Genomic DNA, 25562 nt, shown 5'->3' on the forward strand with positions numbered 1-25562 from the left:
ACTCCTCGATTGGCCCGGAGCCGTGCGGCGATCCGGGCGTTGAAACACGTGTGGCCGGACGCTCCCGACCACGCAAACTTGTGGCCTGTTGTTTACACTTATGTCAGCGCGCTTCAACCGGATTTGGGCCAAAGCGCGCTGATCAAGGCTTATTCGCCTTCCAGCTCGCGCTGTTCGATCGGCAGGCCGAGCGGTTCGAGCTGGCTGCGTACCTTATCGGCATCGCCAACCACCACCCACACGAACTTGCCGGTATCAATGCTGGCGCGGGCGACGGCATCGAGGCTGTCCGCCGTCTGCGCGCGGTAGATGCTGGCGAGCGTTTCGGAAAAATTATCTGGCCGTCCGTAAAGCGCGTTGTTCTGCATTTCGCGCAGCACCGCCGGGGAGGTTTCGAACAGGCCCGGCAGCCTGCCAACCGACGATGCAATGGTGCGGTCCAGTTCGTCAGCGGTGACGCCCTTCTGGGTCAGGAACTCTTCTGTTTCGCGCAGCATTTCCGCCAGCGAATCCCCGGTGCGATCAGCCTGCACGCCGCCCGAAATGGCATAGATCACCGCATTTTCACGCGGTTGCGCGCCGCCACGCACGCCGTAGCTCCAGCCCTTGGTCTCGCGCAGGTTCATGTTGAGGCGGGCGAGGAAATCACCGCCCAGCGCGTTATTGGCGCTGTTAAAGGCAACGAAGGCCGGATCGCCTGCATCCAGCGGGGTGACTTGGCCGCCGTAGATAAAGCTCTGCGGCGAATTGGGGCGGTTAATCAGGATGATGCGCCCCCCTTCGCTGACCTGCTCGGCCGCGATCTGCTTGGTGCCCTTGGGCGCAGCCGGAGCCGCCCAGTCGCCAAACGCGCCGTTCAGTTCGGTGACGATGTCGGCCAGCGGACGATCGGAAATGACGAAGACTTCGCCATTATCGGGGCGGATCCAGCTGTCCTTGAACGCAATCAGATCATCACGGGTGATCGCGCTGACGCTTTCGACCGTGCTGACCCCGCCATAGGGCGTGTCCGCGCCGAACAGTTCGGGTGCCAGCGTGCGCACGGCGACGCCTTGCGGCGACTTCATCGCCTGACGGATGCCGGTAACGGTCTGGGTGCGCACGCGCTCCAGATCGGCCGGGTTGAACGCCGGTTCGCGCATGATCTGGCGCATCAGATCAAGGCTGGGGGCAAGGTTGGCGGTCAACGCCGACAGCGTGAAGGTTGACCGGTCATCGCCGCCGCCGACCGAGATATTCGCGCCCAGCCGTTCGCTGGCCTCGGCAATGCCTTGCCCGGTCAGCTTCGCCGTGCCTTCGTCGAACAACTCCATGGCGACGTTTTCAAGCCCGCGCTTGCCCGCCGGATCGGCGGCGCTGCCTGCGTTGAAACTCATCGCCACATAGGTCGCGGGCACCGCGGTGCGCTGGGCGTAAGTGACCTTCATGCCATTGGCGAGGGTTGCGCGTTCGAGATCGGGGAAATCAAGCTCTGCCACAGTGTCAATCGCGGGCTTGGGCCGTTCGACGGTGACGGTCAGCGTTTCGGCTTCGCGGTCGCGTTCCGAGGCATTGTCCGCAGCGGCGACCGAGGCGGCCTCCTGATACTCCGCATCGCGCGCGCCCGGTTCGAGCACCAGCGTGAAGGCGGGCTTGGTCATCCACCGTGCCATCGCGTCCTTGACCTCGGCGGGGGTGACTTTGGCGAGGCGTTCAAGCTCGGTCGCGTAGAACGAAGCATCGCCCGCCAGCACTTCGCCATTGGCCAGCGTCACTGCCTTGCCGCTGAACCCGCCGACCTGCTCCAGCCCGCGAATGGTGCGGGCAAGCTGACTGGTGGCTGCGCGGCGCACTTCGTCTTCGGTGGGGCCTTCAGCGATGAATTGTGCGACCAGTTCATTGAGCCGCGCTTCGAGCGTCGCAACATCCACGCCCGGCTTGGCCGTCGCGCTGACCGACAAAAGGCCGACCCGTTGGAAATTGCTGCTGTTTGCAGACACCGCGACTGCAAGCTGTTCATCGCGCACCAGCACTTCATCCAACCGGCTCGAAGCCAGCCCGCCCAGAATGCTCGTGCCAACATTGAGCGCGGTCAGATCGGCATCGGTGATGCCCGGCGCGGGCCAATAGCGGGTGACGCGGGTGGCCGCGACCTGATCTTTCATCACTGTGCGCACATCCTCCGCCAAGGTTGGCACGTCCGCAGCCTTGGGCGTGTTGACCGGCCCGCGCGCAATCGGGCCGAAATACTTTTCGGCCAGCACCTTTGCCTCAGCCGCCGAGACATCGCCCGCCATCACCAGCGTGGCGTTGTTGGGGCCGTATTTGTCGGTGAACCACTTGCGCACATCGTCCATCGACGCGGCGTCGAGATCGGCCATCGAGCCGATTATCGAATGGTGATAGGGGTGGCCTTCGGGGAACAGGGTTTTCAGCAGTTCATAGAACACCAGCCCGCCCGGCTGGTTATCGCCCTGCCGTTTTTCGTTCTGCACCACGCCGCGCTGGTTATCGAGTTTTTCCTGCGTCACCGCGCCGAGAAGATAGCCCATCCGGTCGCTTTCCAGCCACAACGCGCGCTCCAATGCCGGACGAGGCACGGTCTGGAAATAATTGGTGCGGTCGAAATTGGTGGTGCCGTTGTAATCGGTCGCGCCCATTTCGGCGAGGTATTGGAAGTAATCCTGCGGCGCGTTTTCCGAACCGTTGAACATCAGGTGTTCAAACAGGTGGGCAAAGCCGGTCTGGCCCTTGGGTTCGTCTTTCGAACCGACATTATACCACACCGCAACGCCGACCACGGGGGCCTTGCGATCTTCGTGCACGATCACGGTCAACCCGTTGTCGAGCACGAACCGCTGATAGGGAATCTGCACCTGCGCAACCAGTGCAGGCAGATCGGCGCTCGCCTGTGGGGCGGCGCTGCTGACGGCGTGATTATCGGCAAGCGCCGGGGTGAGCGGTGTGGCGAGCGCGAGGGCAAGCGCCGAAAGGCTGGTGGCAGCAAAACGGATGGTCATGTGTGATGGCTCCGGTGAGAAAACGAAAAGAAATTATCGGTTAGCGGGCGTTGGTAACGGTCGCCCGATTGCTGGCATTCGCCAGCACATCATCGCGCCAGAAATGCACCGGCTTCAGCTGTTGATCGACGAACAGCCGCATCTGGTCGGTGTAATGCGGGCTTTGGGGCCGGGTGGAGGCTGCACCAAACGGTTGAACCGAGCGGGAAAAAACCCGCTGACCCGGCTGCCATTCGATCCACATGATGAAACTGTCTCCATGTTTGAGGCTGAGACGCCCGTCGTCGTCCACATCCCATGTGGTCGAGGCGCGCAAGGTGTCCGACCCGCCATCGAGCGGCAAATCGACATCGCCCTGCCGCAACCGCAGCAGATCGGCCATCGGCGGATCAAGGCGCCCGAAATGGGTGGTGAGGTGATCGGCGGCGGCTTGCAGCTTTTCTTTGACGTCCGGAAATGGCTTGTTGGAATAGTCCGCCGACATGAAATCACGGATCACCAGCAGCGCAATCGCATCGGCACGGCCATTATTGTCAGCGGTGAAATCCCAGCTCAGCAGCAGATCGCGCGCTTCGTCCAACTGCCCATCAGCCTCCATCGCCGCCAGCGCATCGAACAGCCGCGCGACATAGCCTTCGCGCTCGTAAGCGGTATCATATTTGATCCGCTCCAGTGTCGCCCGGTCAAGCACGCTGGCTTCGCCCAGCAGCTTGTAAGCGCGCCACGAACGGTTGGTCTGCTTGCGCTCGATCCCCAGCACCGGCGAAAAATCATCGGGCGCAAGATCATCGCCCGCGCCCGCTGCGGTGAAGGGTTCGTTGTTGGAATTATACAGCCACCCGCTCGCCGGGTTCACCAGCTTGGGCAGCGCGGCGTAATCGACCGCGCCGTTCCAGATCAGGTCTGACCGGTCACCGGGCAGCACACCGCGCCAATCGACCCTCACATCTGCGGGCCGGTTGGGGATGGCGGCGTTGTAAACATAGGCGATGGTGCCAGTCTTGTCGGCATAGATGAAGTTGGTCGAAGGGATCGCCATCCGCGCCAGCTGCGCTTCCCATTCGGCAAAGCTGGTCGCCTTGTTGATGCGGTAATAGGCATCAAGCTGGTCGATCCGGCCAATCCCGCCATAGCGGATCGCAAAGGCGCCCTTGGCGTTGCGGATCACCGGGCCGTGGACCGAGCGCAGCACTTCGCGCCGGATTGGCAGCACCACCGGACCAACCTTGACCGGCAGCGTCACCCATGTGCTGTCCAGATCGCGCCATTCGCCATCCAGCCGGTAGCGGGTGCCTGTCTCGTCGAGTTCCAACTGGTAGATATCGATCATGTCCGGGGTGTTGACCGTGTTGGTCCAACCCAGATGTTCGTTATGGCCGAGGAAGGGGAAGGGCGATCCGGGGAAGTTCGCGCCGGCAAAATGCCAGCCCTCACCGCTTTCCACCACCAGTTCATACCACGCCACCCCGCCGCGCAAGGGCTGATGCGAATTGGAGATCAGCGTGGTCGGCCCGCCCGATTTTTCGGGACTGACGGCAAAGGCGTTGGAGCCAAGGTGCTGCGCGTCTTCGCCCAGCGGCAGCACCAGCGCCTTGGTCTGCTTCGGCGCAGCTTGGGCAGCTTCAGCTTCGGGCACTTGAGGGCGCGGGAAGCCGGGGATGTCGGGGCCGTGTTCGCGCGGCAAGGTGTCTCCTGCCACCAAGGGGCCGATCACCGCGTCCAGCCCGAAAAAGAACGGCTGGCGCAGCGCAAACCCGGCGGCGACGTCCACGCCAGTGACCGGAAACAGGTTGGCGAGCTTGAGCTCCGCAGGGTGCTGCTCGGCATAGTGGTTAAGACCCGCAGCATAGGCTTCAAACAGTGCGCGGGTATCTGCGGGAAGTTCTGGATAGCCGCGTTCAGCCGTGCCGCGCGCGTCGATCAGGTGGTAGGCGTAATCAATTTTCGCCCCGTCCTCGCCTGCAATAGCGCCGTAACGCCCGCGCGACATGGCGACCACGTCCTGCAAGGTGAAGAAATCATCCTCGGCATGGGCGACCGCAACCCCGAACGCGGCGTCGGCGTCAGTTTCGCCATAGATGTGCGGCACACCGAACTGGTCGCGGATGATTTCAGCGGTATAGGTGCGGGCGGCGGGCGCATTAGCGGCGCTGGCGAAATACGGCTCCCACGTGGCGAGCACCGTCAGGCCAAGCGCCAGCACACCGCCAAACGCAATCACGCCGCCCTTGATCCACTTCATCCGATTTCTCTCCCAAATCCTGCGCGATATGCATCGCTTGTGCGGGCAATCCGGTCAAGCGGACGAGCGCCCTCTTGCCGAAGTCAGTTGTCCGACCCACCTAGTTAGATAATACACCGGGCACCAATTATTTGCTTGCCGGGCTCTTGTGTTGCCAATTTACAACACTATCTCGCGGCGGTACGTTTGGAAGGGTTAAACGCCATGAATCTCGAAAAGTTCACCGACCGGGCCAAGGGCTTTCTGCAAAGCGCGCAAACGGTTGCGATCCGTATCAATCATCAGCGCATCACCCCGCTGCACCTGTTGAAGGCGCTGCTGGAAGATAGCGAAGGCATGGCTGCGGGTCTGATTCAGCGCGCAGGCGGTGAACCTGCCTTGGCGGTGGCGGCGGTCGATGCGGGGCTGGCCAAGATCCCGGCAGTGACTGGCAGCGGCGCGCAGGCGACGCCGGGGCTGGATAATGATGCGGTGCGGGTGCTGGATCAGGCCGAACAGATCGCAGACAAGGCGGGCGATTCCTACGTCACGGTAGAACGCCTCTTGGTCGCGCTGGCCCTGTCGCAGACTGCCGCAGGGGAGGCCTTGAAGGCCGCCAGCATCACTCCGCAAGGCCTCAATGCCGCGATTGAACAGCTGCGCGGCGGCAAGCGCGCCGATAGCGCCAGCGCCGAAAACACCTATGACGCGATGCAGAAATTCGCGCGCGACCTCACCCAGGCCGCGCGCGATGGCAAACTTGATCCGGTGATTGGCCGCGACGAGGAAATCCGCCGCACGATCCAGATTCTCGCCCGCCGCACCAAGAACAACCCTGCGCTGATCGGCGAACCCGGCACCGGGAAAACCGCGATTGCCGAAGGGCTTGCGCTGCGGATTGCCAATGGCGACGTGCCTGACAGCCTCAAGGGCCGCACCCTGATGAGCCTTGATATGGGCGCGTTGATTGCGGGTGCGAAATATCGCGGCGAGTTTGAGGAACGGCTGAAGAGCGTGCTCGACGAGGTGAAGGGCGCGGGCGGCCAGATCATTCTGTTCATTGATGAAATGCACACCCTGATCGGCGCGGGCGCGTCCGAAGGATCGATGGATGCATCGAACTTGCTCAAGCCCGCTCTGTCGCGCGGCGAATTGCACTGCATCGGGGCAACCACGCTCGACGAATATCAGAAATACGTCGAAAAAGACCCCGCGCTCCAGCGACGCTTCCAGCCGGTTTTCATCGCCGAGCCGAGCGTTGAGGACACCATCAGCATCCTGCGCGGGATCAAGGACAAGTACGAACTCCACCACGGCGTGCGCATCACCGATGGCGCGATTGTGGCGGCGGCGAAGCTGTCTGACCGCTACATCCAGAACCGCTTTCTACCCGACAAGGCAATCGACCTGATGGACGAAGCGGCCAGCCGCATCCGCATGGAGGTGGAGAGCAAGCCCGAGGAAATCGAAACGCTCGACCGGCGGATTATCCAGCTGAAGATCGAGGAATCAGCGCTCGGCAAGGAGAGCGATCAGGCGTCGAAAGACCGGCTGATCGCGCTGCGTGAAGAACTCGCCAACCTCGAACAGCAGTCGGCCGAACTCACCACCCGCTGGCAGAATGAACGCGACAAGATCGAGGCTGAAAGCCGGATCAAGGAACAGCTCGATGCCGCACGGCTGGAACTGGAACAGGCGCAGCGCACCGGCGATCTCGCCAAGGCGGGCGAGCTGTCTTACGGGCGCATTCCGGCACTCGAAAAGCAGCTCACCGACGCGCAGGCGCTGTCCGAAAACGCGCTGCTGCGCGAAGAAGTGACCGAGGAAGACATCGCCGGTGTCGTCAGCCGCTGGACGGGTGTGCCGGTCGACAAGATGATGGCGGGGGAACGCGAAAAGCTGCTGGCGATGGAGGCTATCCTTGGCAAGCGGGTGATCGGCCAGCGCCAAGCGATCGAGGCCGTCTCCAAGGCCGTGCGCCGTGCGCGCGCGGGGCTGCAAGACCCTGGCCGTCCGCTGGGCAGCTTCCTGTTCCTCGGCCCCACGGGCGTCGGCAAGACCGAGCTGACCAAGGCGCTGGCCGGGTTCCTGTTCGATGATGACAGCGCAATGGTGCGCATCGACATGAGCGAATTCATGGAGAAGCACGCAGTCGCCCGGTTGATCGGCGCGCCTCCGGGCTATGTCGGCTATGAAGAAGGCGGGGTGCTGACCGAAGCCGTGCGCCGCCGCCCCTATCAGGTGGTGCTGTTCGACGAGGTGGAAAAGGCGCACAGCGATGTCTTCAACGTGCTGCTGCAAGTGCTTGATGATGGCCGCCTGACCGACGGGCAGGGCCGGGTGGTCGATTTCAGCAACACGCTGATCATCCTCACCTCAAACCTCGGCAGCCAATATCTCGCCAACCTGCCCGACGGCGCGGAGCCTGCTGCGGTCGAAAAGGACGTGATGGACGTGGTGCGCGGGCATTTCCGGCCCGAGTTTCTCAACCGTCTGGACGAGATCATCCTGTTCCACCGGCTGGCGCAGGAACACATGGCGCCGATTGTCGAAATTCAGGTGGGCCGGGTGCAGAAGCTGCTCAGCGACCGAAAGATCACGCTTGAGCTGACCGATGCGGCGCTGCGCTGGCTTGGCCGGGTGGGCTATGATCCGGTTTACGGCGCACGGCCCCTGAAACGCGCGGTGCAGCGTTACCTGCAAGACCCGCTGGCGGAAATGCTGCTGGAGGGCAAGATCAGCGATGGTGCCACGCTACATATTGATGAGGGTGACGGCCAGCTTTCCATACAGGTCAGCTGATCGGAGACTTTACCCTTACGAGTGGCAACAAAAAAAGGCCCCGGTTTCCCGGGGCCTTTTCGTTTTCAGGCCTGCGCCCTTCCGGTCGAATTACAATTCCGCCCGGAACGATGCGAAGAACGTGCGGCCGCGGTTCGAGAAAATCCCTGAACCCGCGCCAGCTCCGGTAAGGCCGAACGGCGGCAGCTTGTCAGTGATATTGTCAACGCCGACCGTGAAACGGTAATTATCTTCGATGTCGATATCCAGCCGGACGTCCTGGGTAAGGCGCGTCGGAAATTTCTGAAACTCGGCATCGAACACATCAGGATTGCGCGGCGGTGCCTTGACCAGTTCACCGGTCGTGCAAGGGGTGTCTGTGCGGGGAATGGTGCCGGTCGTGCACAATTCGATATTGTTGTTGATGTTTTCACGAGCGCCGTTGAACTGACTATCGACAAAACGACCTGACCACGACAGCGTGAACGCCCCGGCGGTGTAGGCCGCGTTGAAGTTCGCCGCCCAGACCGGATCGCCAAGTTCGCCGCGGACATCATTGGGCACTTCCGGATTATTGGTATCGAGGAAGTTGGTCCGATCGATCACATAGGTCGCAATCGCACGCAGCGACAACCGGTGGCCATTGCCGAATGTCCTGACGTAGCGCGCGTCGAAATCAAGCCCTTCGGCTGTCAGTGCCGCAAAGTTGATCGGCCCGGTCACGAGCGCCGCATTGACATCGAGCGAGCCATCCGGCTGGCGTGGCCTGATCGCCTCGCAGAACGTATTGTTGAGATCGGCGGCATCGAAGCAATTGTTCAAAATAGCTTGCGGGCCGACGTTTGCGATCACGTTGTCAATGTCGATATTGTAGTAGTCGACCGACAGGCTGAAGCCCGGCAGGAACCGCGGCTGGATGATCGCACCCGCGGTAAAGCTGTCCGAAGTTTCTGCCCGCAGCAGAGTATTACCACCCTGTAAAACCGAGCGGTTGCCAGTGATGTTCTCGTCAAAACCGACAGGCACCCCGGCAGCAAGGCAGTTCGCTGCGCGCGTGCCCGACCCCTGATCGATGAAGTCCACATCGCACGGGTCATCGAAGAACAGGAAGTTGACCGTTTGCGGTGAGAACAGGTCAGACAATGTCGGCGAACGAACCGACCGCGAAAAGTTGGCGCGGAAGCGGAGATCACGGATCGGTGCCCAGATCCCGTTCAGGTTCCACGCTTCAACCGTCCCGGTCGATCCAGCGCCCGAGTTGTAATCGGAGATACGACCAGCAGCTGTAAAGGTCAGCTCTTCAAAGAAGGGCCGGTTCGCGAGCAGCGGTACGTTAATTTCGCCGAACAGTTCATACACTTCAAGTGCCGGTGGATCGAACACGTCAAAGGCGTTGAAGAAGGTGTTTCCGCCCGCCGAAAATTCATCGGGCTGTTCAAACGCGGTTTCGCGCCGCCATTCACCACCAACAACCACACCTACCGGGCCACCGGGCAGTTCAAAGAAGGGTGAACTGTCGGTCGAGATGAACCCAAGAACGTTGTATTGTTGTGCTTTCCCATCCAATTGCGATGTTGTGTTGATGAACGCGAGCGCTTCATCGCTCGGCGCGCCAAACCCGAACGGGTTGAGCGGAACACAGCCCGGCAGGTCGTTGGACGGATCGGCATCGACGTTGACGCGGCAGACAATGTTGCCGCCGTCAACCACCGAATCAAGCGCAGCGCGCGTGTTTGCGAAAATCAGATCATTCTGAGCCTCAAGCTGGGTAGTGAACCGGCCATAACTGAACGACAATTCATAGCGCGTGTTGCTGGAAATATCGCCATCAACCCCGCCGACGAAACGATAGGTTTCGCGGTTGAGCTTGTCATTGCGGGTGCCAAAATCGCTGTTGTTGCGATTGATGAAAAAGCCCTGCGACAGGCCAGCAGGTAGCCCGAAAAAGCCGAGCAGTTCATCCTGAATATTCGTGATCGTCTGTGCGTCAGCCGGATCAAGGAATGCGTTGGTAATCGGCACAAAGAAGAACGCCGATGATGCTACGTCAGCGCAACTCGGATCAAGCCCTGAGGCACCGGCCAGACCGCCGCAGAAGCTGTTGAAGAAAGACGGTGTTCCCTGACCCAAAGTGTCGATATTGACATATTTGAATTCAACAAACGGACGAAACGCGGACGACACCTCAAAATTGGCCAGAAGATTGATGGTGGTGCGTTCAATATCCGGAAGTAAAGTGCCGTCAGACAGTGCAGTACCCGTTCCGTTTGAGGCAAGCCCGTCAGCAGCGAACTGATCGGTGACTTCGCCGAACAGGCGTCCATCCGCGCCGAAGCGGAAACGGCGCTCCAGCCCGTTTGCATCGCATGCCAGAGGCTGCGAAACTTCGTCGGAAAGGCAGAAAGTCTGCACCGTCCCGCCATCGGAAATAAAGTCGAGCAGCAGGTTGCGGGCGAGGATGTTGTCGGGGATGCCGTTGCTGTTGGTCAGACCTTCGGCCGTAGTATCATCGGGGTTGACGACGAAGCCCGTAAAGCCAATGCCAAAACCCGAAATTTCCGGACGCTGTGAATTGAACACGCGTTGGCTATCGGCGTACTCAGCGGCCAAGGTGATGTTGCCGCGGCCATCGGCGAAATTCTTGCCCCAAACGCCTTCAACGCTGAACTGACGGCCATCTCCACGGTCAGAAATGCTGACAAGGCTATCAAGCTGGAGGCCTTCATAGTCGTCGCGCAGGACAAAGTTGACGACACCGGCGATGGCTTCTGAACCATACACAGCCGATGAACCACCGGTAACCACATCGACCCGTTCCAGCAGTGCGCTGGGGATCGTGTTGGTATCAACCTGGAATGATCCGACGCTGGACGTGACGTGCCGACGACCATTGACCACCGTCAGTGTGCGCGCCGTGCCCAAGCCGCGAAGATCGAGGAGGTTGAGGCCGGTCGTGCCAATGAACCGCTGCGAGTTCGAGCTGTTAAAGGTCGAACGCAATGCAGGCAGATCGTTCAGGGCATCGCCAAGGCTGATGTTGCCGTCGTTCAGGATTTCGTCGCGGGTCACCGAAATCACCGGAACCACCGAGTCGAGGTTTACGTCGCGGCGAATGCGCGAACCAGTGACTGTGATCCCGCGTGTTTCTGCGGCAGTTTGTTCGGGAGTTTCGGCGGTGGTGACCGCTACCTCTTCTTCAGTCTCCGCATCCTGCGCCAGCGCCGGAGCGGACATTGCCAGCGCGGCAACGCCAACACTTGCAAAAAGGCCGACGCGGCGTTCTGCATTGAAAAACCTGATCATGTATGAGGTCCCTTGTTAAGAGCGGAGCGCCCCCGCTTCCAAAGCGCAACCTAATTGCGTTCGCACCCGCTACGCAACGCCCAGACAGGTTCCTGAACAAAAATTCAGAATTAAATTGTTCAAAGTTGCAGTTTTGCAACATTCTAGCGTTAGATATGGCCCCTTGCGCGCCCAGCCTTTCGCGAGGGCCCGCCCGGCTTTGCCAATGTCCTGTGGCGAGCTTCCGCCGGGCCTAAGCTGCGTTGATTGCCCCTAACAGCCAACAGTTTGTGCGCTGGACAAAAAAAGAGGGCGCAGCTTGCGCTGCGCCCTCTGATTTTGTGCCGGAGCGACGTCTTAGAAGGTGACGCGACCGGTAACCGAGAACCGACGGCCCAACGGATCGTAGGTCGATGGGAAAATGTTCCCGCTGTTGAACGAAGTCGAACCGATGTTGCTGCCAACCACCTTCGGATCATTGTCGAAGAGGTTGATAACCGCAGCGGTAAACGCGAAGTTTTCGGTCGCCTGGAACCGCACGGTCAGGTCAAAGTAATGCTCTGCCCCGATGGTTTCAAATTCATCGAGGAACGGAGCCTGGCCGGCAGCGTTGAACACCGAACGTTCAAGCTTAACACCGTCGATGTAGCGCCACAGGAGCGATGCATCGACACGTTCAAACGACAATGTCGAACGCTGGGTGAACGCGAAATCAGGTGTGATCGATCCACAGTTGGTCCCGAAGAACCCGGCGCATTCAAACACCGTGTCAGTCGGGTCATTCGTGTTGGGATCAAAGCTGTTCGTGTCGGTCCAGTTACCGTTGAAGTTAAGGTTCAACCCGGCAAAGCCAAGATCGGTTGCGTAGTTGATCACCAGATCAATACCGTCAGTCTTGATCTGCCCGAGGTTCGACACGGAGGTCAGGATACCCGGGGTGGTTGCGACCGAGCCGAACAGGTTGCCGGTCGCCGGGTTGCGGCGGATGCTGTCGGTGCACAGCGGATCGCTGGCCGATGCAGCCGTCACGACTGGGGCGGTACGGAAGTTCGAACCAAAACAACCGATGAACACGCTATCCACGGTCGGCGAGGTGATCGCATCGGTCAGATTGATGTTGTAATAATCAACCGTGACCGACAGGCCCGGGACGAAGTCAGGTGTGAACACCACACCAACTGTCCAGGTGTCGGCTTCTTCCGCTTGGAGGTTCGGATTGCCGCCTTCGGTCAGGTTTACCTGACCCGCCGGATCGACGATGATGTTGCCGATCGAGGTGGCCGGAGCGCCCTGAGCAATACAAACTGCCCGAAGATCCGCGTTGGTGATGGCACCAGCGCAAGGGTCGCTGTCAAAGTTGTCAAGCCCGGTAACCCGCGGCGAGAACAGTTCACCAATGTTCGGCGCACGCGTCACCTGCTGGTAGTTGCCGCGGATCTGAACGCTGGGGATCGGGCTGATCGTGCCGCCCGCTTTCCAAGTATATTCAGTGCCGGTGGTCGAATAATCCGACACACGACCAGCGAGTTGCAGGGTGGCTTCGTGAACGAAACCGCCTTCAACCAGCGGAACGTTGAGTTCGCCGAATATTTCGCTGACATCATAGGTGCCGAAGCTATCAGGGCTAGCCGCACCATTGCCGAGCACTTCGCCCGGGGTCTGGGTCAGCAAGTCCGAACTGGTTCCAGCTTTATATTCCCGATATTCAGCGCCAACCACGAAGCTGACCGGGTTTGTTGCCCAGGGCAACGAAGCGCCGAAGTCGCCCGAAATGAAGCCCTGCACCTGGCCCAGCGAGGTTTCAGTCCCGGCCGAGTTGCCGGTATCGAGGAAGCCCTGAACTGCTGGCGTAATGCTGCCTTCCGGCCCGAACAGATCGATCGGCACACATCCGTTTGACGGATCGAGGCAAGCTGCCGGATCGGTCGAAAGGATCGACTGTTGCAGGCGCGAGAACAGGCCGTTGCCGCTCTGCCGCGAATCGATTTCGCTTTCACCATAGGCACCGAAAACTTCGTAGCTGATGTTATCGGTAATTCCGCCGCGGAAACCGGTCTTGAACTGCCAGAGCTGGGTTTCACGTTCGTTGTTGCGGGTGCCGAATTCTGTAAAACGACGACCGAAATCGATGTCGACAGTCTGGAAGTTGGGATCGGTCGGATCGGTCGCCAACGCACCGGCATCGCACTGAGCTTGCGTGAACAGCGGCGTACCACCACCAGTATCAAATCCGCAAATCTGGTTGCGGATACCGGCGGGCAGGAACGGGTTGGAAAGCGGGGTTTCAAACACGTTCCGGAATGTGCCCGAGGACGCGATGATCGTGCTGTTGGTGCTCTGCACGTACATCGCTTCGGAGAAGATTTCGACTCCCTCCGTAATTTCGTAGCGAGCAGTCCCAAAGAGGCGGTACTGTTCGAGCGGCACCTGGAAAATGTTCTGCGGGTTGAAGTTGAACGGCCGATCAAACGGAACCAGCGAAGTGCCATCAGGCGAGATTTGCAATGTTCCGCTGGTCGTCCCCGGAACGGAAATGACCGTTGGGACAGCAGTGCTCGACCCGCCCGCATTGCCAGTGACCGAGCTCAGGTTGAATTCACCGAAGGGGCGATCACCCTGAAACACGGCCTTGCGATCGGTGTAACCCATGCTGAGGGTGGCGTTACCGCGACCATCATCAAAATTGGCACCGATCGTCAAATCGACACGGTAGGTATCGCCGTCACCTTCGTCAGTAATCTGACTGGTGCCCGAAAGATCAACGCCAGCAAAATCACTTTTGGTGATGAAGTTGACGACACCCGAAATGGCATCCGCACCATAAGCAGCGCCAGCGCCGCCGGTAAGCACATCAACGCGCTCAATCAGCGCGACCGGAATGACATCGAGGTTGGTGATGCCGGCAAGGCCAGCCGGAACAACGCGCGTGCCATTGAGCAGCACGAGGTTGCGGTTTGCACCAATGCCGCGAAGATCGACAAAGGTCGAACCGCCGTTACCATTGTTCACCTGCGCGCCGATGCTCGGCGTGATGCCCGGAATTTCGCGAAGGAAATCATCCACCACGGTCGCCTGGCGAAAATCAATATCGTCCGCCGTGACCACGGAAACCGGGCTGGATGCCGTCAGGTTCGGGTTGTTAATACGCGAACCGGTCACGACAATCGTGCTCGCCGGATTTGCGGCGATATCGTCCTGCGCTGCGTCGTCCTGTGCGAACGCCGCCTGCGGCGCGAGCGCGAAGCTTAGCGCCGCAGTAGCGACACCAGCGTTAAGCGCCCTCAAAAACAATTTGCTTTTCATCAAGATCACCTTCTGTTGTGATGTGGTAATAAGATTACCGATAAACGCGGCCGACCGAGCATCTTTCGACCATCACATGCCAAGCCGCACTACCAATCCGCTGATTGACCCAAGGGGTAGCGGGTGTAAAGCGAAGGCCTGCCGCTGCGGGGAAGTTCCCCCCCCGGTGTGATTGAATTGCAACAGTTATCGACGTAGCGTTCTGGTTGCGCCAAGAGGTGGAGCCAGAGTCGCAAAAACGACATTTTTGCCACCCAGGAGACGCCCCCCATGTTTGTCCGAACAGCCTGCCGATCTGCAGGTCTTGCAATCGTTGCCGCCGCCATTCCTGTTGCGCTGCTTGGCGGCCCGGTTTTGGCGCAGACTGCGCCCTCGCAAGATGCCGCCAAAAGCGACGCGCCAGCGCAATTATCGGCCCTGCTCGCATGCCGCGATATCGGCGATAAAAGTGATCGGCTGGAGTGTTTTGACCGTGCGGCGCAACAGGTTGCAAACGTGCGGGATTCAGGCGATCTGCTGGTCGCGGATCGCGATATCGTGGAGGCCGAGCGCGAGGCGCGTTTTGGCGCAACCAGCAATGTGGACCTCTGGCTTGGCGATAACCAACTCGCCGAAAAGACCTATCGCCTCACCGCAGTCCAACTGAACCCGACCCGCTTATATACGTTCACGATGGACGATGGGGCGGTGTGGCAGCAGCTTGAAAGCGCCAGCATGCGTCCACCCAAGGCGGGTGATGAAGTGACGATCAAAGCTGGCATCATGGGCAGTTTCCGCGCGCGCATCAACGGCGGGCGGCCGCTGCGGGTTAAGCGCATTCGCTGATAGCGGCCTCGCTTTGCGTGGCAGTTTCCTGCGACCGTCGCCGGAGCCGAGCAACGCCATGAAAAGCAAGTAGAACAACAGGAACGAGATATCCTGCCGCGCGCCACCTTGCTTTGCCCGCTTGATTTGCAACTTCCGCTCCCATAGGCGCTACAGCACAAGCAAGTGGCGAAGCGAAACTGATTACTCGCCGCCGACGCGTTCGGATCAGCGCAAGGAGAGAGAAATGACCACAGCCTATATCGTAGAAGCCGTGCGCACTGCTGGCGGGCGTCGCGGCGGGCGGCTTGCCGGAGTGCACCCGGTTGACCTGCTGGCGACCTCGCTCGATGCGATAGTCGAACGCAGCGGGATCGATCCGACCGCGATCGAGGATGTGATCACCGGCTGCGTCAGTCAGGCAGGCGAGCAGGCGCTGCAGGTCGGGCGGATGGGCGTGCTGGCGTCAAAGCTGCTGCCGCAGTCCACGCCAGCGGTGACGATTGATCGCCAGTGCGGTTCCAGCCAGCAGGCGATCCAGTTCGCCGCGCAAGCCGTGATGAGCGGGACGCAGGACGTGGTGATCGCCAGCGGTGTCGAAAGCATGAGCCGCGTGCCGATGGGTTCCAACGTCACGCTGCACATGAAAGAAGGCCTCTACAGCAAGGCCGACGGGCTTGAGGAAAAGTTCCCCGGCATCAACTTCAGCCAGTTCATGGGCGCCGAGATGATCGTCAAGAAGCACGGGCTTTCCAAGGACGATCTTGATCGCTTTGCCTTCGCCAGCCACCAGAAAGCGATCGCCGCGACCAAGGGCGGGGCGTTTGATGCTGAAATCGTGCCGGTGCTGATCGAAACGCCTGAGGGCGCGCAGTTGCACACGATTGACGAAGGCATCCGGTTTGACGCGACGCTGGAAGGGATCGCAGGGGTCAAGCTGCTGTCGCCCGACGGCCTGCTGACCGCTGCATCGTCCAGCCAGATCTGCGACGGGTCGTCGGCGGTGCTGGTGGTATCCGAGGCAGCGTTGAAGCGCCACGGCCTGACCCCGCTGGCGCGCATCCACAACCTGACGGTGACGGCGGGCGACCCGGTGATCATGCTGGAAGAACCGCTGTTTGCGACCGATCGCGCCTTGCAGCGCGCAGGCCTCAGCATCGCCGATATCGATCTTTACGAAGTCAACGAAGCCTTCGCTTCGGTGCCGCTCGCGTGGCTCAAGCATACCGGCGCTGATCCCGAAAAGCTGAACGTGCACGGCGGCGCGATTGCGCTCGGCCACCCGCTCGGCGCGTCGGGCACCAAGCTGATGGCAACGCTGGTTCACGCGCTGCAACGCCACGGCAAGAAATATGGCCTGCAGACCATGTGCGAAGGCGGCGGGGTCGCCAACGTGACGATTATCGAGCGGCTTTGATTTGCCACGTCACCCCGGCGCAGGCCGGGGCCCAGGGCCGCAATCGCTCTGCCTATTTGCATGAGATCCCGGCCTTCGCCGGGATGACGATTTGATTGAGAGGAACACGAAAATGGAAGTTTCAGCCAACACCCCCGCCGTTGTCACCGGCGGCGCATCCGGCCTTGGGGCCGCCACCGCCCGCGCGCTTGCGGCCAAGGGCGCCAAGGTCGCGATCTTCGACATGAACGAGGAAAAGGGCGAAGCGGTCGCTGCCGAAATCGGCGGGGTGTTCTGCAAGGTCAACGTGACCAGCGATGACGATGTCGACGCCGGTTTCGCCAAGGCCCGCGCCGCCCACGGGCAGGAACGCATTCTGGTGAACTGCGCCGGGATTGGCAATGCGATCAAGACCGCCAGCCGCAGCAAGGAAGACGGTTCGATCAAGCACTTCCCGATTTCAGCCTTCGATTTCGTCATTCAGGTCAACCTGATCGGCACCTTCCGCTGCATCGCCAAATCGGCGGCGGGGATGCTGACCCTCGATCCGCTTGACGAGAATGGTGAGCGCGGCGCGATTGTGAACACCGCATCGGTGGCTGGCGAAGATGGTCAGATCGGTCAGGCGGCCTATTCGGCATCAAAGGCCGGGGTGATCGGCATGACCCTGCCGATCGCGCGCGACCTGATGAACGAAGGCATCCGCGTCAACACCATCCTGCCGGGCATTTTCGACACCCCGCTGCTGGCCGCAGCCCCGCAGAACGTCCGCGATGCGCTCGCCGCATCGGTGCCGTTCCCCAAGCGTTTGGGCACCCCCCCCGAATATGCCAAGCTCGCCATGTGCATGATCGAAACCGGCTATTTCAACGGCGAAGACGTGCGGCTGGACGGCGGCATCCGCATGGCACCGCGCTGAATCCCGGCCTTCCCGAATAAATGGAAAAGCCGCCCCGCGCCCAAAGGCAAGAGGGCGGCTTTTCTGTTTCTCACGTTACACTCGTCGCCCCGTGCTTGCCTGCCCCGGCGCAGGCCGGGGACACGGGGCTTGGCTTTCTTTTTCCCACGCGCCCGCCGATACACGGCTGATGGAAAAGGGTGGCTGGGTCTACATCATGGCGAACCGCTATCGCGGCGGGATGTATGTGGGTGTTACATCCAATGTGCTGCAGCGGGTTTACCAGCACCGCGAAGGCACCGGTTCCACGCATGTTGCCGACTTCGACAAGACGCGGCTCGTCTATGCCGAGCGTCACGACGAGATAGAGCGCGCAATTGCCCGTGAAAAGCTCGTCAAGAAATGGAAGCGTGAATGGAAGTTCGCGCTGATCGAAGCGGACAATCCTGACTGGGACGATCTCTGGGAAAAGTGGTTCACATTGAGCGCAGCGCAAGAATAGCCAAGCCCCGTGTCCCCGGCCTGCGCCGGGGCAGGCAAGCACGGGGCGACGAGGAAGTAAGCGGACGTTGGCAATGGATCGCCCGCTGATCGGCAGCTTTCCTACTTGCGGGGGCTGGCGCTAGATTCCCCGTATGCTCCGCACGCCGATCGCCTGCCTTCGTGCCCCTCGCAAAAATACGCCCGCGCGCGGGCTTGTTTTCCTGTTCTGGACAGTGTCACATGTGTCTCCAACAGGGCGCAGGCAGGCTGGCCGGTTGACCCGTCGAGGAAGAGAGAATCGCATGACCCAATACACCCAGATCATCGTCACCAAAGCCGATGGCATCGCCACCATCACCCTGAACCGCCCGGACAAGATGAACGCTTACACCCGCACGATGGGTGAGGAAATCATCGCGGCGATGGACGATATTGATGCCGACGATGCGGTTTGCGCGGTGATCTTCACCGGATCGGGTGAACGGGCATTCTGCGCGGGTGCCGATCTGACGCCCGAAGGGGGAGGGCATGTCTTTTCTGATCCCACGCAGGTTGATGATCTGTCCGACCCACGCGTGCGTGACGGCGGAGGGCGGCTGACGCTGCGGTTGTTTGAATCGAAAAAGCCGCTGATTTCCGCCTGCAACGGCGTCGCGGTAGGCGTCGGCGCGACGATGCAACTGGCGATGGACATCCGCCTCGCCAGTGACACCGCGCGTTATGGCTTTGTCTTTGCCCGGCGCGGGATTGTGCCTGAGGCCGCGTCAAGCTGGTTCCTGCCGCGTATCGTCGGCATCAGCCAGGCGCTGGAATGGTGCTACACAGGCCGGGTGTTCGACGCGGCTGAGGCCAAGGCGGGCGGGCTGGTGCGGTCAATCCATGCGCCGCAAGACCTGCTGCACGCGGCCAAAAGCCTCGCGACTGAAATTGCCGAAAATACCTCGGCCATTTCGGTGGCGATGACGCGGGCGATGATGTGGCGGCTGATGAGCGCGGATCACCCGATGGAAGCGCACAAGATCGATAGCCGCGCCATTTATCGCCTGTCACGTGGGGCCGATGCCAAGGAAGGCATCGCCAGCTTCCTTGAAAAACGCCGCCCGATGTATCCCGGCAAGGTCAGCGCCGACATGCCCGATTTCTACCCGTGGTGGGATGATCGCCCGTATGAGTGAGGAAACGGGCCAGCTCGGCGGGTTCCTGCCGTATCAGCTTTCGGTTGCCTCCAACGCGGTCAGCAGCCTGATTGCCGAGCGATATCGCAAGCGGTTTGGCCTCAAGATCCCTGAATGGCGGGTGATGGCGGTGCTGGGCGATGCAGGAACGATGACCCAGCGCGGGCTGACCGCGGCCACGGTGATGGACAAGGTCGCGGTCAACCGCGCAGTCAAGGTACTTGAGGAGCGCGGGCTGATCGCGCGTGTGCCCAATCCCGGCGACGGGCGTTCGCACCTGCTCGCATTAACGGGCGAGGGGCGTGCGATCCATGCCGAGGTGATGCCACTGGCCAAGGCGACCGAGCAGGAATTGATCGCAGGCTTGGCACCGGGCGAAGAAGCAATGCTGCGCGGCTTGCTGGCCGGGTTGCGCCAACGCGCCATGGAACTCGCGCGCCGTAACGATGCGGGGCCGGAGCAGGGTTGAAACCTGCCCCGGCCCACGCGCATCGGACTTTGGTGTTGCCGTTGCTATTTGACCAGGTTGTCCGAGATCGAACAGGCCGCCGGGCCAAGAATGACCACAAACAGCGTCGGCAGAATGAACATAATCAGCGGGATGGTCATGATCGCAGGCAGACGCGCGGCTTTTTCTTCGGCGCGCATCATACGTTCGTTGCGGAACTCAGCGGACAACACGCGCAGCGCACTGGCGAGCGGGGTGCCGTAACGTTCGGTCTGGATCATGGTCGTCACCACGCCCTTCACCGCGTCAAGATTGACGCGAAAGGCAAGGTTGTTGAAGGCCATCTTGCGTTCGTTGAGGAACGACAGCTCGATCGCGGTGAGGGCGAATTCATCACCCAGTTCGGGATAGGCACGGCCCAGTTCCTTGGCGACACGGTTGAACGCGGCGTCGACGGTCAGACCGGCTTCGGCGCAGATCACCAGCAGATCGAGCGCATCGGGCAGGCCCTTCTGGATTTCCTTGGTGCGTTTGGTCGCCTGATTGCCGATGTAGAGTTCTGGTCCCTTGTAGCTCAGGAACACGATCAGCGCGAAGGCACCAAGGCGCTTGAACGGGCCAAGATCGGGCCACAATTCGATGCCGTAAATCAGCAGCGCCGCAAGTCCGCCAAGCACCACCGGCATGATGGCACGCAGACCGATGATGATGACTGCCAGTTCTTTGTTGCGGTACCCTGCATGGGCGAGCTTCTGCTGAACAGCTTTGATCTGGCTTTCCTGCAGAATGTTGAGCTTGCCGAGGCTGTCCTTGACCTTGTCGGTCGTGTCGGTCCGACGCACCAGACTGGCGCGCTTCTTTGACCCCGAGATGATGATCCCGGCCTTGAGCTGTTCGCGCCGCGCTTCGAGCGCCTTGACACGCTTGGCCATCGGGTCGCGGATCGTGACTGCTGCATAGATGGCCAGCATCACGGCAAAAGCGGCAAGACCGGCCAGCATGGTTCCGACGAAAATGACGTCGAAGCCGAGCAGCGTGGGGCCAGTGGGTTGATCGATCATGGTTCAGATTCCCCCGGCGTCAGATTTCGAAATTGACCATCTTGGCCATGATGAACACGCCAATGCCCATCCACACCATCGCGCCCAGTCCGGCCACGATCAGGCGGTCATCGATGAAAAAGCCCCCCATGTATTCGGGGTTGATGAACGAGATCAGCCCGAAGACGATAAACGGCAGCGAACCGACGATGTAGGCCGATGCCTTGGATTCCGAGCTCATCGCGCGGATCTTGAGCTTCATCTGCGCGCGTTTGCGCAGCACCTCGGCCAGGTTTGAAAGCGTTTCGGCCAGGTTGCCCCCGGTTTCGCGCTGGATCGCCAAAGTTATCGTGAAGAAGTTGAATTCGGAAATCGCAAGCCGATCGGCCGTGTCCTGCAACGCATCTTCCATGGTCTTGCCGACCTTGATGCGGTCGATCACGCCCTTGAATTCAAGACCCACCGGGCCGGGCACTTCCTGCGCGACAATTCCCAGTGTTTCGGTAACGGGCAGGCCGGAACGCAAGCCGCGCACCAGCAATTCGATGCCGTCAGGAAACTTCGTGATGAACGCATTGGTGCGTTTGCCGATCAGACGGTTGATCCACAGGTGCGGCAGGCCGGCACCAATCAGCAGGCCCACGCCAAGCGACAGGAAGGGCGCCTTGGTGGCGATGAACATCACCACGGCAATCCCCAGAATCAGCCCGATCGAGGTGTAGGCATATTGCGTGACAGTCCAGTTCTTGCCCGTCCGGTCGAGCCGGGCGGCAAGCGCTTCCAGACGCGAGCCGGAGCCCTTGATCTTGAAGGTTTTCGGCTTGCGGGCGGCGACGGCCCGTTTGAACTGGGCATCGACCTTGGCGTCAAGGCTTTCCGAATGGCGATAGCGCAGCGACTGCACACGGCGCTTTTGCGCCTTGGCTACGCTCGAACCGCTCGCCAGCAGATAGCCCATGACCAGCACGGCGAAAATCACCAGCGTGATGAGCAGGGTTTGGAAAAAGTCCATGCTGTTGCTTCCTGCCTTGTCCCGCCGGAATGTGGCGGTCCCCTTCCAATGCCGACCGGCGCGGGGCGGGCGCGCGTTGGCGCGTCACACCCCGTACCGTCACTTGCTTATTCGACCTCCACGGGCTCGCTCTTCGCCTTTTTGGCGAGCAGCGACTTCAGATCGAATCCGCCAAGCAGCGATTTCTTCTCTTCGCCCAGCGAAGCCAGATCGTCTGTGGTCGCGCCCATCACGCGTTCGGCAATCTGCCGGATCGCGGCTGTGGCCTTGCTCGACCGGTTGGCATCGACGAACACCTGCCCCAGCTTCGCCGCGTTGGACGCAGCCTTGATGTCGTAGGGCACGACGAAGTCGATCTTGCGTTCGATAGACGCCTCGAAATCGGTGCGGCTGATCTCGGCAACGCCCGGTTGCACCTTGTTGGCTACAATCATCGGATGCGCGTGCCCGGCATTGGTCTTGAGCCAGGACAGAATGCGGATCGTGTCGCGCGCCGAGGCGAGGGTGAGCTCGCACGCCAGCAGCACCACATTCACGTCAGCCAGAAGCTGCGGGAAGTTGATGAGCATGTTGCGCGGCAGATCGATCACCGTCATTTCGAATGCCTGACGGAATTCGTCTTCCAGCTGCACAAACGCCGCACCATCGGTCATCAATGGCTGGTTGATCGGTGCTTCGGCCGACAGGATCGACAGATTGTCACCCGCCCGCACCATCGCCCGTTCAATGAACAGCGGGTCGATGCGGCTGGGGTTTTCGATCGCGTCGGTCAGGCCGCGGCCCGGTTCGAGATCGAGCGCCAGCGCGCCGGTGCCGAAGTGGACGTCCAGATCGAGCAATGCGGTCGGTGACTTGTGCTGTTCGCTGAACAACCAGGCCAGCGAGGTCGCCAGCGTCGAGGCTCCCACCCCGCCGCGCGTGCCGACCACAGCAGTCGAAATGTGCCGCCGGGCTCCATCGGCATCGCCTCCCTTGGGCGCCATGAAGACTGCCAGTGCCTGATTAAGCGCATCATGCACCTGCTGCGGCGATAGCGGCTTCAGCAGATAATCATGAATCCCGCTCGACAACAGGTCGCGGTAAAGGCGCACGTCATTGACCTGGCCCACGGCGATCACCACCGTGCCCGGTTCGCACACTTCAGCCAGTGCGTTGATATCGTTCAGCGGATCGCCGCATTCCGACAGGTCGACCATAAGGATCGCCGGGCTAGCGCTGACCGAAAGGGATTGCACTGCATTGCGCAGGCCACCCTTGTTGCACTTCTCCGGCTGCCAGCCCAGTTCGATGGCTACGGGACGGATTACGTCCAGTGCATTGTCATCGCAAATATAGGCCGAAAACGGATCACGATTGCCGGGCAAGCCCGATTTCCAGGGAGCGTTCATTGGTCAGTTTCCTCCGCCGCCACCACCGCCGCTGCCGGTCGACGCATCCATCAACCCGGCGGCTCCAGTAGGAGCTGTTTCACGATAAGTTGAGATCGCCTTGTTCGACGTGGCGATCACGGTTTCGCTCGCGCCCTTCTTGCCTTCGAGCAGGTCCTGCGGGTCGGCTACCATCGCCGCCAGGTTGCTGTTGATGGCGCAGCCATAGTTAGGGCTGGTGGCGTTGTTATAGTTCATGTCGGACTTGGCCGACCAGTCCGGGCAACCCGGAACCGAAGCGGTCGAGCGGGTAATCACCACCCTGGCCTGCCCGGGTTCAATGAAACCGTTGGTGACCGGTGCGGTATCGCTGATCATCAGACCATAACGCGATGCCAGATCGCCAACCGCAGTGGTTACTGCCGGGTTCTGGCCGGGGTTGTCGATCGCGACGCGATCACCGTAGCGCAGATCCATCGTCTCGAACCAGCCAATCAGGCGCTGTTGTTCCGAAATCGGCAGGCCGCTTGCGCTGGTGGCCACATCCATCGTGAAGGTGGCGCGTTCCACCACCGCCTGTTTGGTGCTGTAAAGCGAGGTATTGGTGGGCATCCCACCGCATCCCGCCAGCCCCAGGCCAAGCGTAACGGCAAGGGCGAGGGCGGGCATCCGTGCCAGCGTATTGTTTCGTGCAGGAGGCATCGTTTTGACCTTTCTCACGTTAGAGGCTGAAGCCCGGGGCAGCTGCGCTGGCCTCGCGTTCGTTCTTGCGGGTTTTCTTGTCGGCGCGGCGCGGCTTTTCAGGCTGCGTCGGTACGATTGCGGCCGGATCGGCTGCGCTCACTTTGGGCTCCGGCGCATCGGGCTGCGACGATGTCGGCGCGGGGCGCTGCTCACCCGAGACACCCGCATTTTCCTGGTAGCCAAGAAATTGCTGGAACTCGTTGGCGGAGCGGAAGCCATCAGTCGGCAGCTTGATGTCCTTGGCGTCCACCGGCTTGACCAGATAGGGGGTGACAACGATCACCAGCTCGGTTTCACCACGGCGGAATTCGCGGCTGCGGAAGAGGTTGCCGAGGATCGGCACGTCACCAAGGCCGGGTGCCTTGTCGAGCGTATTTTGCGAATTGGCGCTCATCAGCCCGGCGATCATGAAGCTTTGGCCCGAACCCAGTTCGACCGTGGTTTCAGTCCGGCGGGTTGTCAGCGCAGGCACCTGGAAGCCGTTCAGGACAATCGACCCCTGGGTCGACAGTTCCGAAATTTCAGGGCGCACGCGCAGCGAAATGCGGCCGTTTGACAGCACCGTCGGGGTGTAGGCGAGGCTGACGCCGAACTCGCGGAACTGCACTGTGACCTGGCCCAGACCCTGCGCGATCGGGATCGGGAACTCGCCGCCCGCAAGGAACATCGCGGTTTCACCTGAGAGGGCGGTGAGGTTCGGTTCGGTGAGCGTCGTCACCAAGCCGAGGCGTTCCGACAGATCAAGCGCGCCGAGTGTGTTGATACCAAAGAGCCGACCAAGGCCCGCGATCGAAGTTCCGTCAGCCGAATTAACCGAAGGCCCGACGATTTCGGTGCCGTCCGGCAGCAGCATAGACGTCTGCCCGGCGCCATTCCCGACACCCAGCGGCCCACGATAGTTGAACTCCTCCCCGCCAATCGAGCGGCCAGTGCCTACCCCGAAGCGGAAGCCGCCGGTGCCATCGGCGGTCTGCAGATTGCCGCCAATCTCGCGCAGCAGGCTGCGGCTGACTTCGGCGAACTTCACATGGAGGTTCACCTGCAACGGCGTAGCGGTCTTGAGGCGGCTGATGACGTTGGCTTCTTCGCCAAGGAAGGCCTGGACAAGGCGTTCAGCCTCCGCAGCGTCTTCGGGGGCAGCCACGGTGCCGGTCAGCAGCACGGTATTGGTGCCCATCGTCGACACGCTCACCTTGGCATCGGGCATCGCCATTGCCAGCATCTGATCGACGCTGCCAATGTTCGAGCCGACCCGGATATTGGCCGAAAAGATCACATCGCCGCTTGCGTTGCTGGCGTAGATGGTGGTTTCACCGCCCGCCTTGCCGAACACATACAATTGGCGCTGCGATTTGACCTGCACATCGGCAACGGAGTCATTGGCGACGAACACGTCCGCCATCGCGCCAGGCACCGTTACCAGCTCGCCGCGACCGATCGACAGGACGATTTCCTGCGCCGGGCTGACGACCTGCTGGGCAATCGCCGTGGTCGCGGGCATTGCCACCATCGGGACTGCCGCAAGGGCAGCCACCAGCAGCTTGGTCTTGAACTTGCGTGTCATGGGTTGTCCCCCCTCGGGTTTACCATTGCTCGCCTTGGTCGAAAG

General features: G+C 61.0%; 16 protein-coding genes. 7 read left to right on the forward strand and 9 right to left on the reverse strand.

Annotated features, from left to right (window positions below):
• Nucleotides 1–149 precede the first annotated feature (149 nt).
• Together ABIE62_RS00530 and ABIE62_RS00535 are read right to left on the reverse strand one after the other, a co-directional pair.
• On the reverse strand, nt 150–2999 hold the full coding sequence (locus ABIE62_RS00530) for a M16 family metallopeptidase (RefSeq protein ID WP_354322641.1): 2850 nt from the start codon (nt 2997–2999) through the stop codon (nt 150–152).
• A gap of 40 nt (nt 3000–3039) precedes the next feature.
• Entirely contained in the window at nt 3040–5241 is a 2202-nt protein-coding gene (locus tag ABIE62_RS00535) for an acylase (RefSeq protein ID WP_354322642.1), read from the reverse strand.
• Nucleotides 5242–5445: 204 nt separating this feature from the next.
• Between ABIE62_RS00535 and clpB the strand changes: the two genes are divergently transcribed.
• Nucleotides 5446–8022, forward strand: coding sequence for an ATP-dependent chaperone ClpB (gene clpB, locus ABIE62_RS00540; RefSeq protein ID WP_354322644.1), 2577 nt, complete (start codon nt 5446–5448; stop codon nt 8020–8022).
• Nucleotides 8023–8112: 90 nt separating this feature from the next.
• Here clpB and ABIE62_RS00545 read toward each other — a convergent pair whose 3' ends face one another.
• A complete protein-coding gene (locus ABIE62_RS00545) occupies nt 8113–11304 on the reverse strand; it encodes a TonB-dependent receptor domain-containing protein (protein ID WP_354322646.1) in 3192 nt (1063 codons plus the stop codon).
• 336 nt (nt 11305–11640) lie between these two features.
• A complete protein-coding gene (locus ABIE62_RS00550; protein WP_354322647.1) occupies nt 11641–14586 on the reverse strand; it encodes a TonB-dependent receptor domain-containing protein in 2946 nt (981 codons plus the stop codon).
• 270 nt (nt 14587–14856) lie between these two features.
• Between ABIE62_RS00550 and ABIE62_RS00555 the strand changes: the two genes are divergently transcribed.
• The 6 genes from ABIE62_RS00555 to ABIE62_RS00580 all read left to right on the forward strand — a co-directional run bounded on the left by ABIE62_RS00555 (nt 14857) and on the right by ABIE62_RS00580 (nt 19811).
• Complete coding sequence (locus ABIE62_RS00555; protein ID WP_354322649.1) at nt 14857–15411, forward strand: hypothetical protein; 555 nt, start codon at nt 14857–14859, stop codon at nt 15409–15411.
• Between the two features lie 226 nt (nt 15412–15637).
• Entirely contained in the window at nt 15638–16807 is a 1170-nt protein-coding gene (locus ABIE62_RS00560; RefSeq protein WP_354322651.1) for an acetyl-CoA C-acetyltransferase, read from the forward strand.
• A gap of 112 nt (nt 16808–16919) precedes the next feature.
• Nucleotides 16920–17705, forward strand: coding sequence for an SDR family NAD(P)-dependent oxidoreductase (locus ABIE62_RS00565; protein ID WP_354322652.1), 786 nt, complete (start codon nt 16920–16922; stop codon nt 17703–17705).
• A 169-nt stretch (nt 17706–17874) separates the two neighbouring features.
• Nucleotides 17875–18186, forward strand: coding sequence for a GIY-YIG nuclease family protein (locus ABIE62_RS00570; RefSeq protein ID WP_354322654.1), 312 nt, complete (start codon nt 17875–17877; stop codon nt 18184–18186).
• A gap of 283 nt (nt 18187–18469) precedes the next feature.
• Complete coding sequence (locus ABIE62_RS00575; RefSeq protein WP_354322656.1) at nt 18470–19342, forward strand: crotonase/enoyl-CoA hydratase family protein; 873 nt, start codon at nt 18470–18472, stop codon at nt 19340–19342.
• A complete protein-coding gene (locus tag ABIE62_RS00580; RefSeq protein WP_354322658.1) occupies nt 19335–19811 on the forward strand; it encodes a MarR family winged helix-turn-helix transcriptional regulator in 477 nt (158 codons plus the stop codon). The genes ABIE62_RS00575 and ABIE62_RS00580 overlap by 8 nt, the downstream gene beginning before the upstream one ends.
• Before the next feature lie 44 nt (nt 19812–19855).
• Here the strand turns inward: ABIE62_RS00580 and ABIE62_RS00585 are convergent, their stop codons facing one another.
• From ABIE62_RS00585 to ABIE62_RS00605, 5 genes are all read right to left on the reverse strand, one after another.
• Nucleotides 19856–20851 (reverse strand): type II secretion system F family protein, encoded by a 996-nt coding sequence (locus ABIE62_RS00585; protein WP_354322659.1) that lies wholly within the window; start codon nt 20849–20851, stop codon nt 19856–19858.
• A 19-nt stretch (nt 20852–20870) separates the two neighbouring features.
• Nucleotides 20871–21842 carry a type II secretion system F family protein gene (locus ABIE62_RS00590; RefSeq protein ID WP_354322661.1) on the reverse strand — a complete coding sequence of 324 codons (972 nt, stop codon included), beginning with the start codon at nt 21840–21842 and terminating at the stop codon, nt 20871–20873.
• A 107-nt stretch (nt 21843–21949) separates the two neighbouring features.
• The gene (locus ABIE62_RS00595) at nt 21950–23230 is read right to left on the reverse strand and encodes a pilus assembly protein CpaE (RefSeq protein WP_354322663.1); all 1281 of its coding nucleotides are present in this window, start codon (nt 23228–23230) and stop codon (nt 21950–21952) included.
• A gap of 3 nt (nt 23231–23233) precedes the next feature.
• Complete coding sequence (locus ABIE62_RS00600; RefSeq protein ID WP_354322664.1) at nt 23234–23911, reverse strand: CpaD family pilus assembly protein; 678 nt, start codon at nt 23909–23911, stop codon at nt 23234–23236.
• A 19-nt stretch (nt 23912–23930) separates the two neighbouring features.
• A complete protein-coding gene (locus tag ABIE62_RS00605; protein ID WP_354322666.1) occupies nt 23931–25517 on the reverse strand; it encodes a type II and III secretion system protein family protein in 1587 nt (528 codons plus the stop codon).
• Between the last annotated feature and the right edge of the window lie 45 nt (nt 25518–25562).

The sequence above is a fragment of the Porphyrobacter sp. MBR-155 genome, assembly GCF_040547625.1.
In the GTDB taxonomy this organism is placed as follows: domain Bacteria; phylum Pseudomonadota; class Alphaproteobacteria; order Sphingomonadales; family Sphingomonadaceae; genus Erythrobacter.

Excerpts from the sequence above, each read along its gene's own strand:
- ABIE62_RS00605 (WP_354322666.1), bottom strand. The coding sequence starts at position 25,517 with ATGACACGCAAGTTCAAGACCAAGCTGCTGGTGGCTGCCCTTGCGGCA.
- ABIE62_RS00595 (WP_354322663.1), bottom strand. The coding sequence starts at position 23,230 with ATGAACGCTCCCTGGAAATCGGGCTTGCCCGGCAATCGTGATCCGTTT.
- ABIE62_RS00565 (WP_354322652.1), top strand. The coding sequence starts at position 16,920 with ATGGAAGTTTCAGCCAACACCCCCGCCGTTGTCACCGGCGGCGCATCC.
- ABIE62_RS00575 (WP_354322656.1), top strand. The coding sequence starts at position 18,470 with ATGACCCAATACACCCAGATCATCGTCACCAAAGCCGATGGCATCGCC.
- ABIE62_RS00600 (WP_354322664.1), bottom strand. The coding sequence starts at position 23,911 with ATGCCTCCTGCACGAAACAATACGCTGGCACGGATGCCCGCCCTCGCC.
- clpB (WP_354322644.1), top strand. The coding sequence starts at position 5,446 with ATGAATCTCGAAAAGTTCACCGACCGGGCCAAGGGCTTTCTGCAAAGC.
- ABIE62_RS00535 (WP_354322642.1), bottom strand. The coding sequence starts at position 5,241 with ATGAAGTGGATCAAGGGCGGCGTGATTGCGTTTGGCGGTGTGCTGGCG.
- ABIE62_RS00560 (WP_354322651.1), top strand. The coding sequence starts at position 15,638 with ATGACCACAGCCTATATCGTAGAAGCCGTGCGCACTGCTGGCGGGCGT.
- ABIE62_RS00590 (WP_354322661.1), bottom strand. The coding sequence starts at position 21,842 with ATGGACTTTTTCCAAACCCTGCTCATCACGCTGGTGATTTTCGCCGTG.
- ABIE62_RS00570 (WP_354322654.1), top strand. The coding sequence starts at position 17,875 with ATGGAAAAGGGTGGCTGGGTCTACATCATGGCGAACCGCTATCGCGGC.
- ABIE62_RS00530 (WP_354322641.1), bottom strand. The coding sequence starts at position 2,999 with ATGACCATCCGTTTTGCTGCCACCAGCCTTTCGGCGCTTGCCCTCGCG.
- ABIE62_RS00580 (WP_354322658.1), top strand. The coding sequence starts at position 19,335 with ATGAGTGAGGAAACGGGCCAGCTCGGCGGGTTCCTGCCGTATCAGCTT.
- ABIE62_RS00550 (WP_354322647.1), bottom strand. The coding sequence starts at position 14,586 with ATGAAAAGCAAATTGTTTTTGAGGGCGCTTAACGCTGGTGTCGCTACT.
- ABIE62_RS00545 (WP_354322646.1), bottom strand. The coding sequence starts at position 11,304 with ATGATCAGGTTTTTCAATGCAGAACGCCGCGTCGGCCTTTTTGCAAGT.
- ABIE62_RS00555 (WP_354322649.1), top strand. The coding sequence starts at position 14,857 with ATGTTTGTCCGAACAGCCTGCCGATCTGCAGGTCTTGCAATCGTTGCC.
- ABIE62_RS00585 (WP_354322659.1), bottom strand. The coding sequence starts at position 20,851 with ATGATCGATCAACCCACTGGCCCCACGCTGCTCGGCTTCGACGTCATT.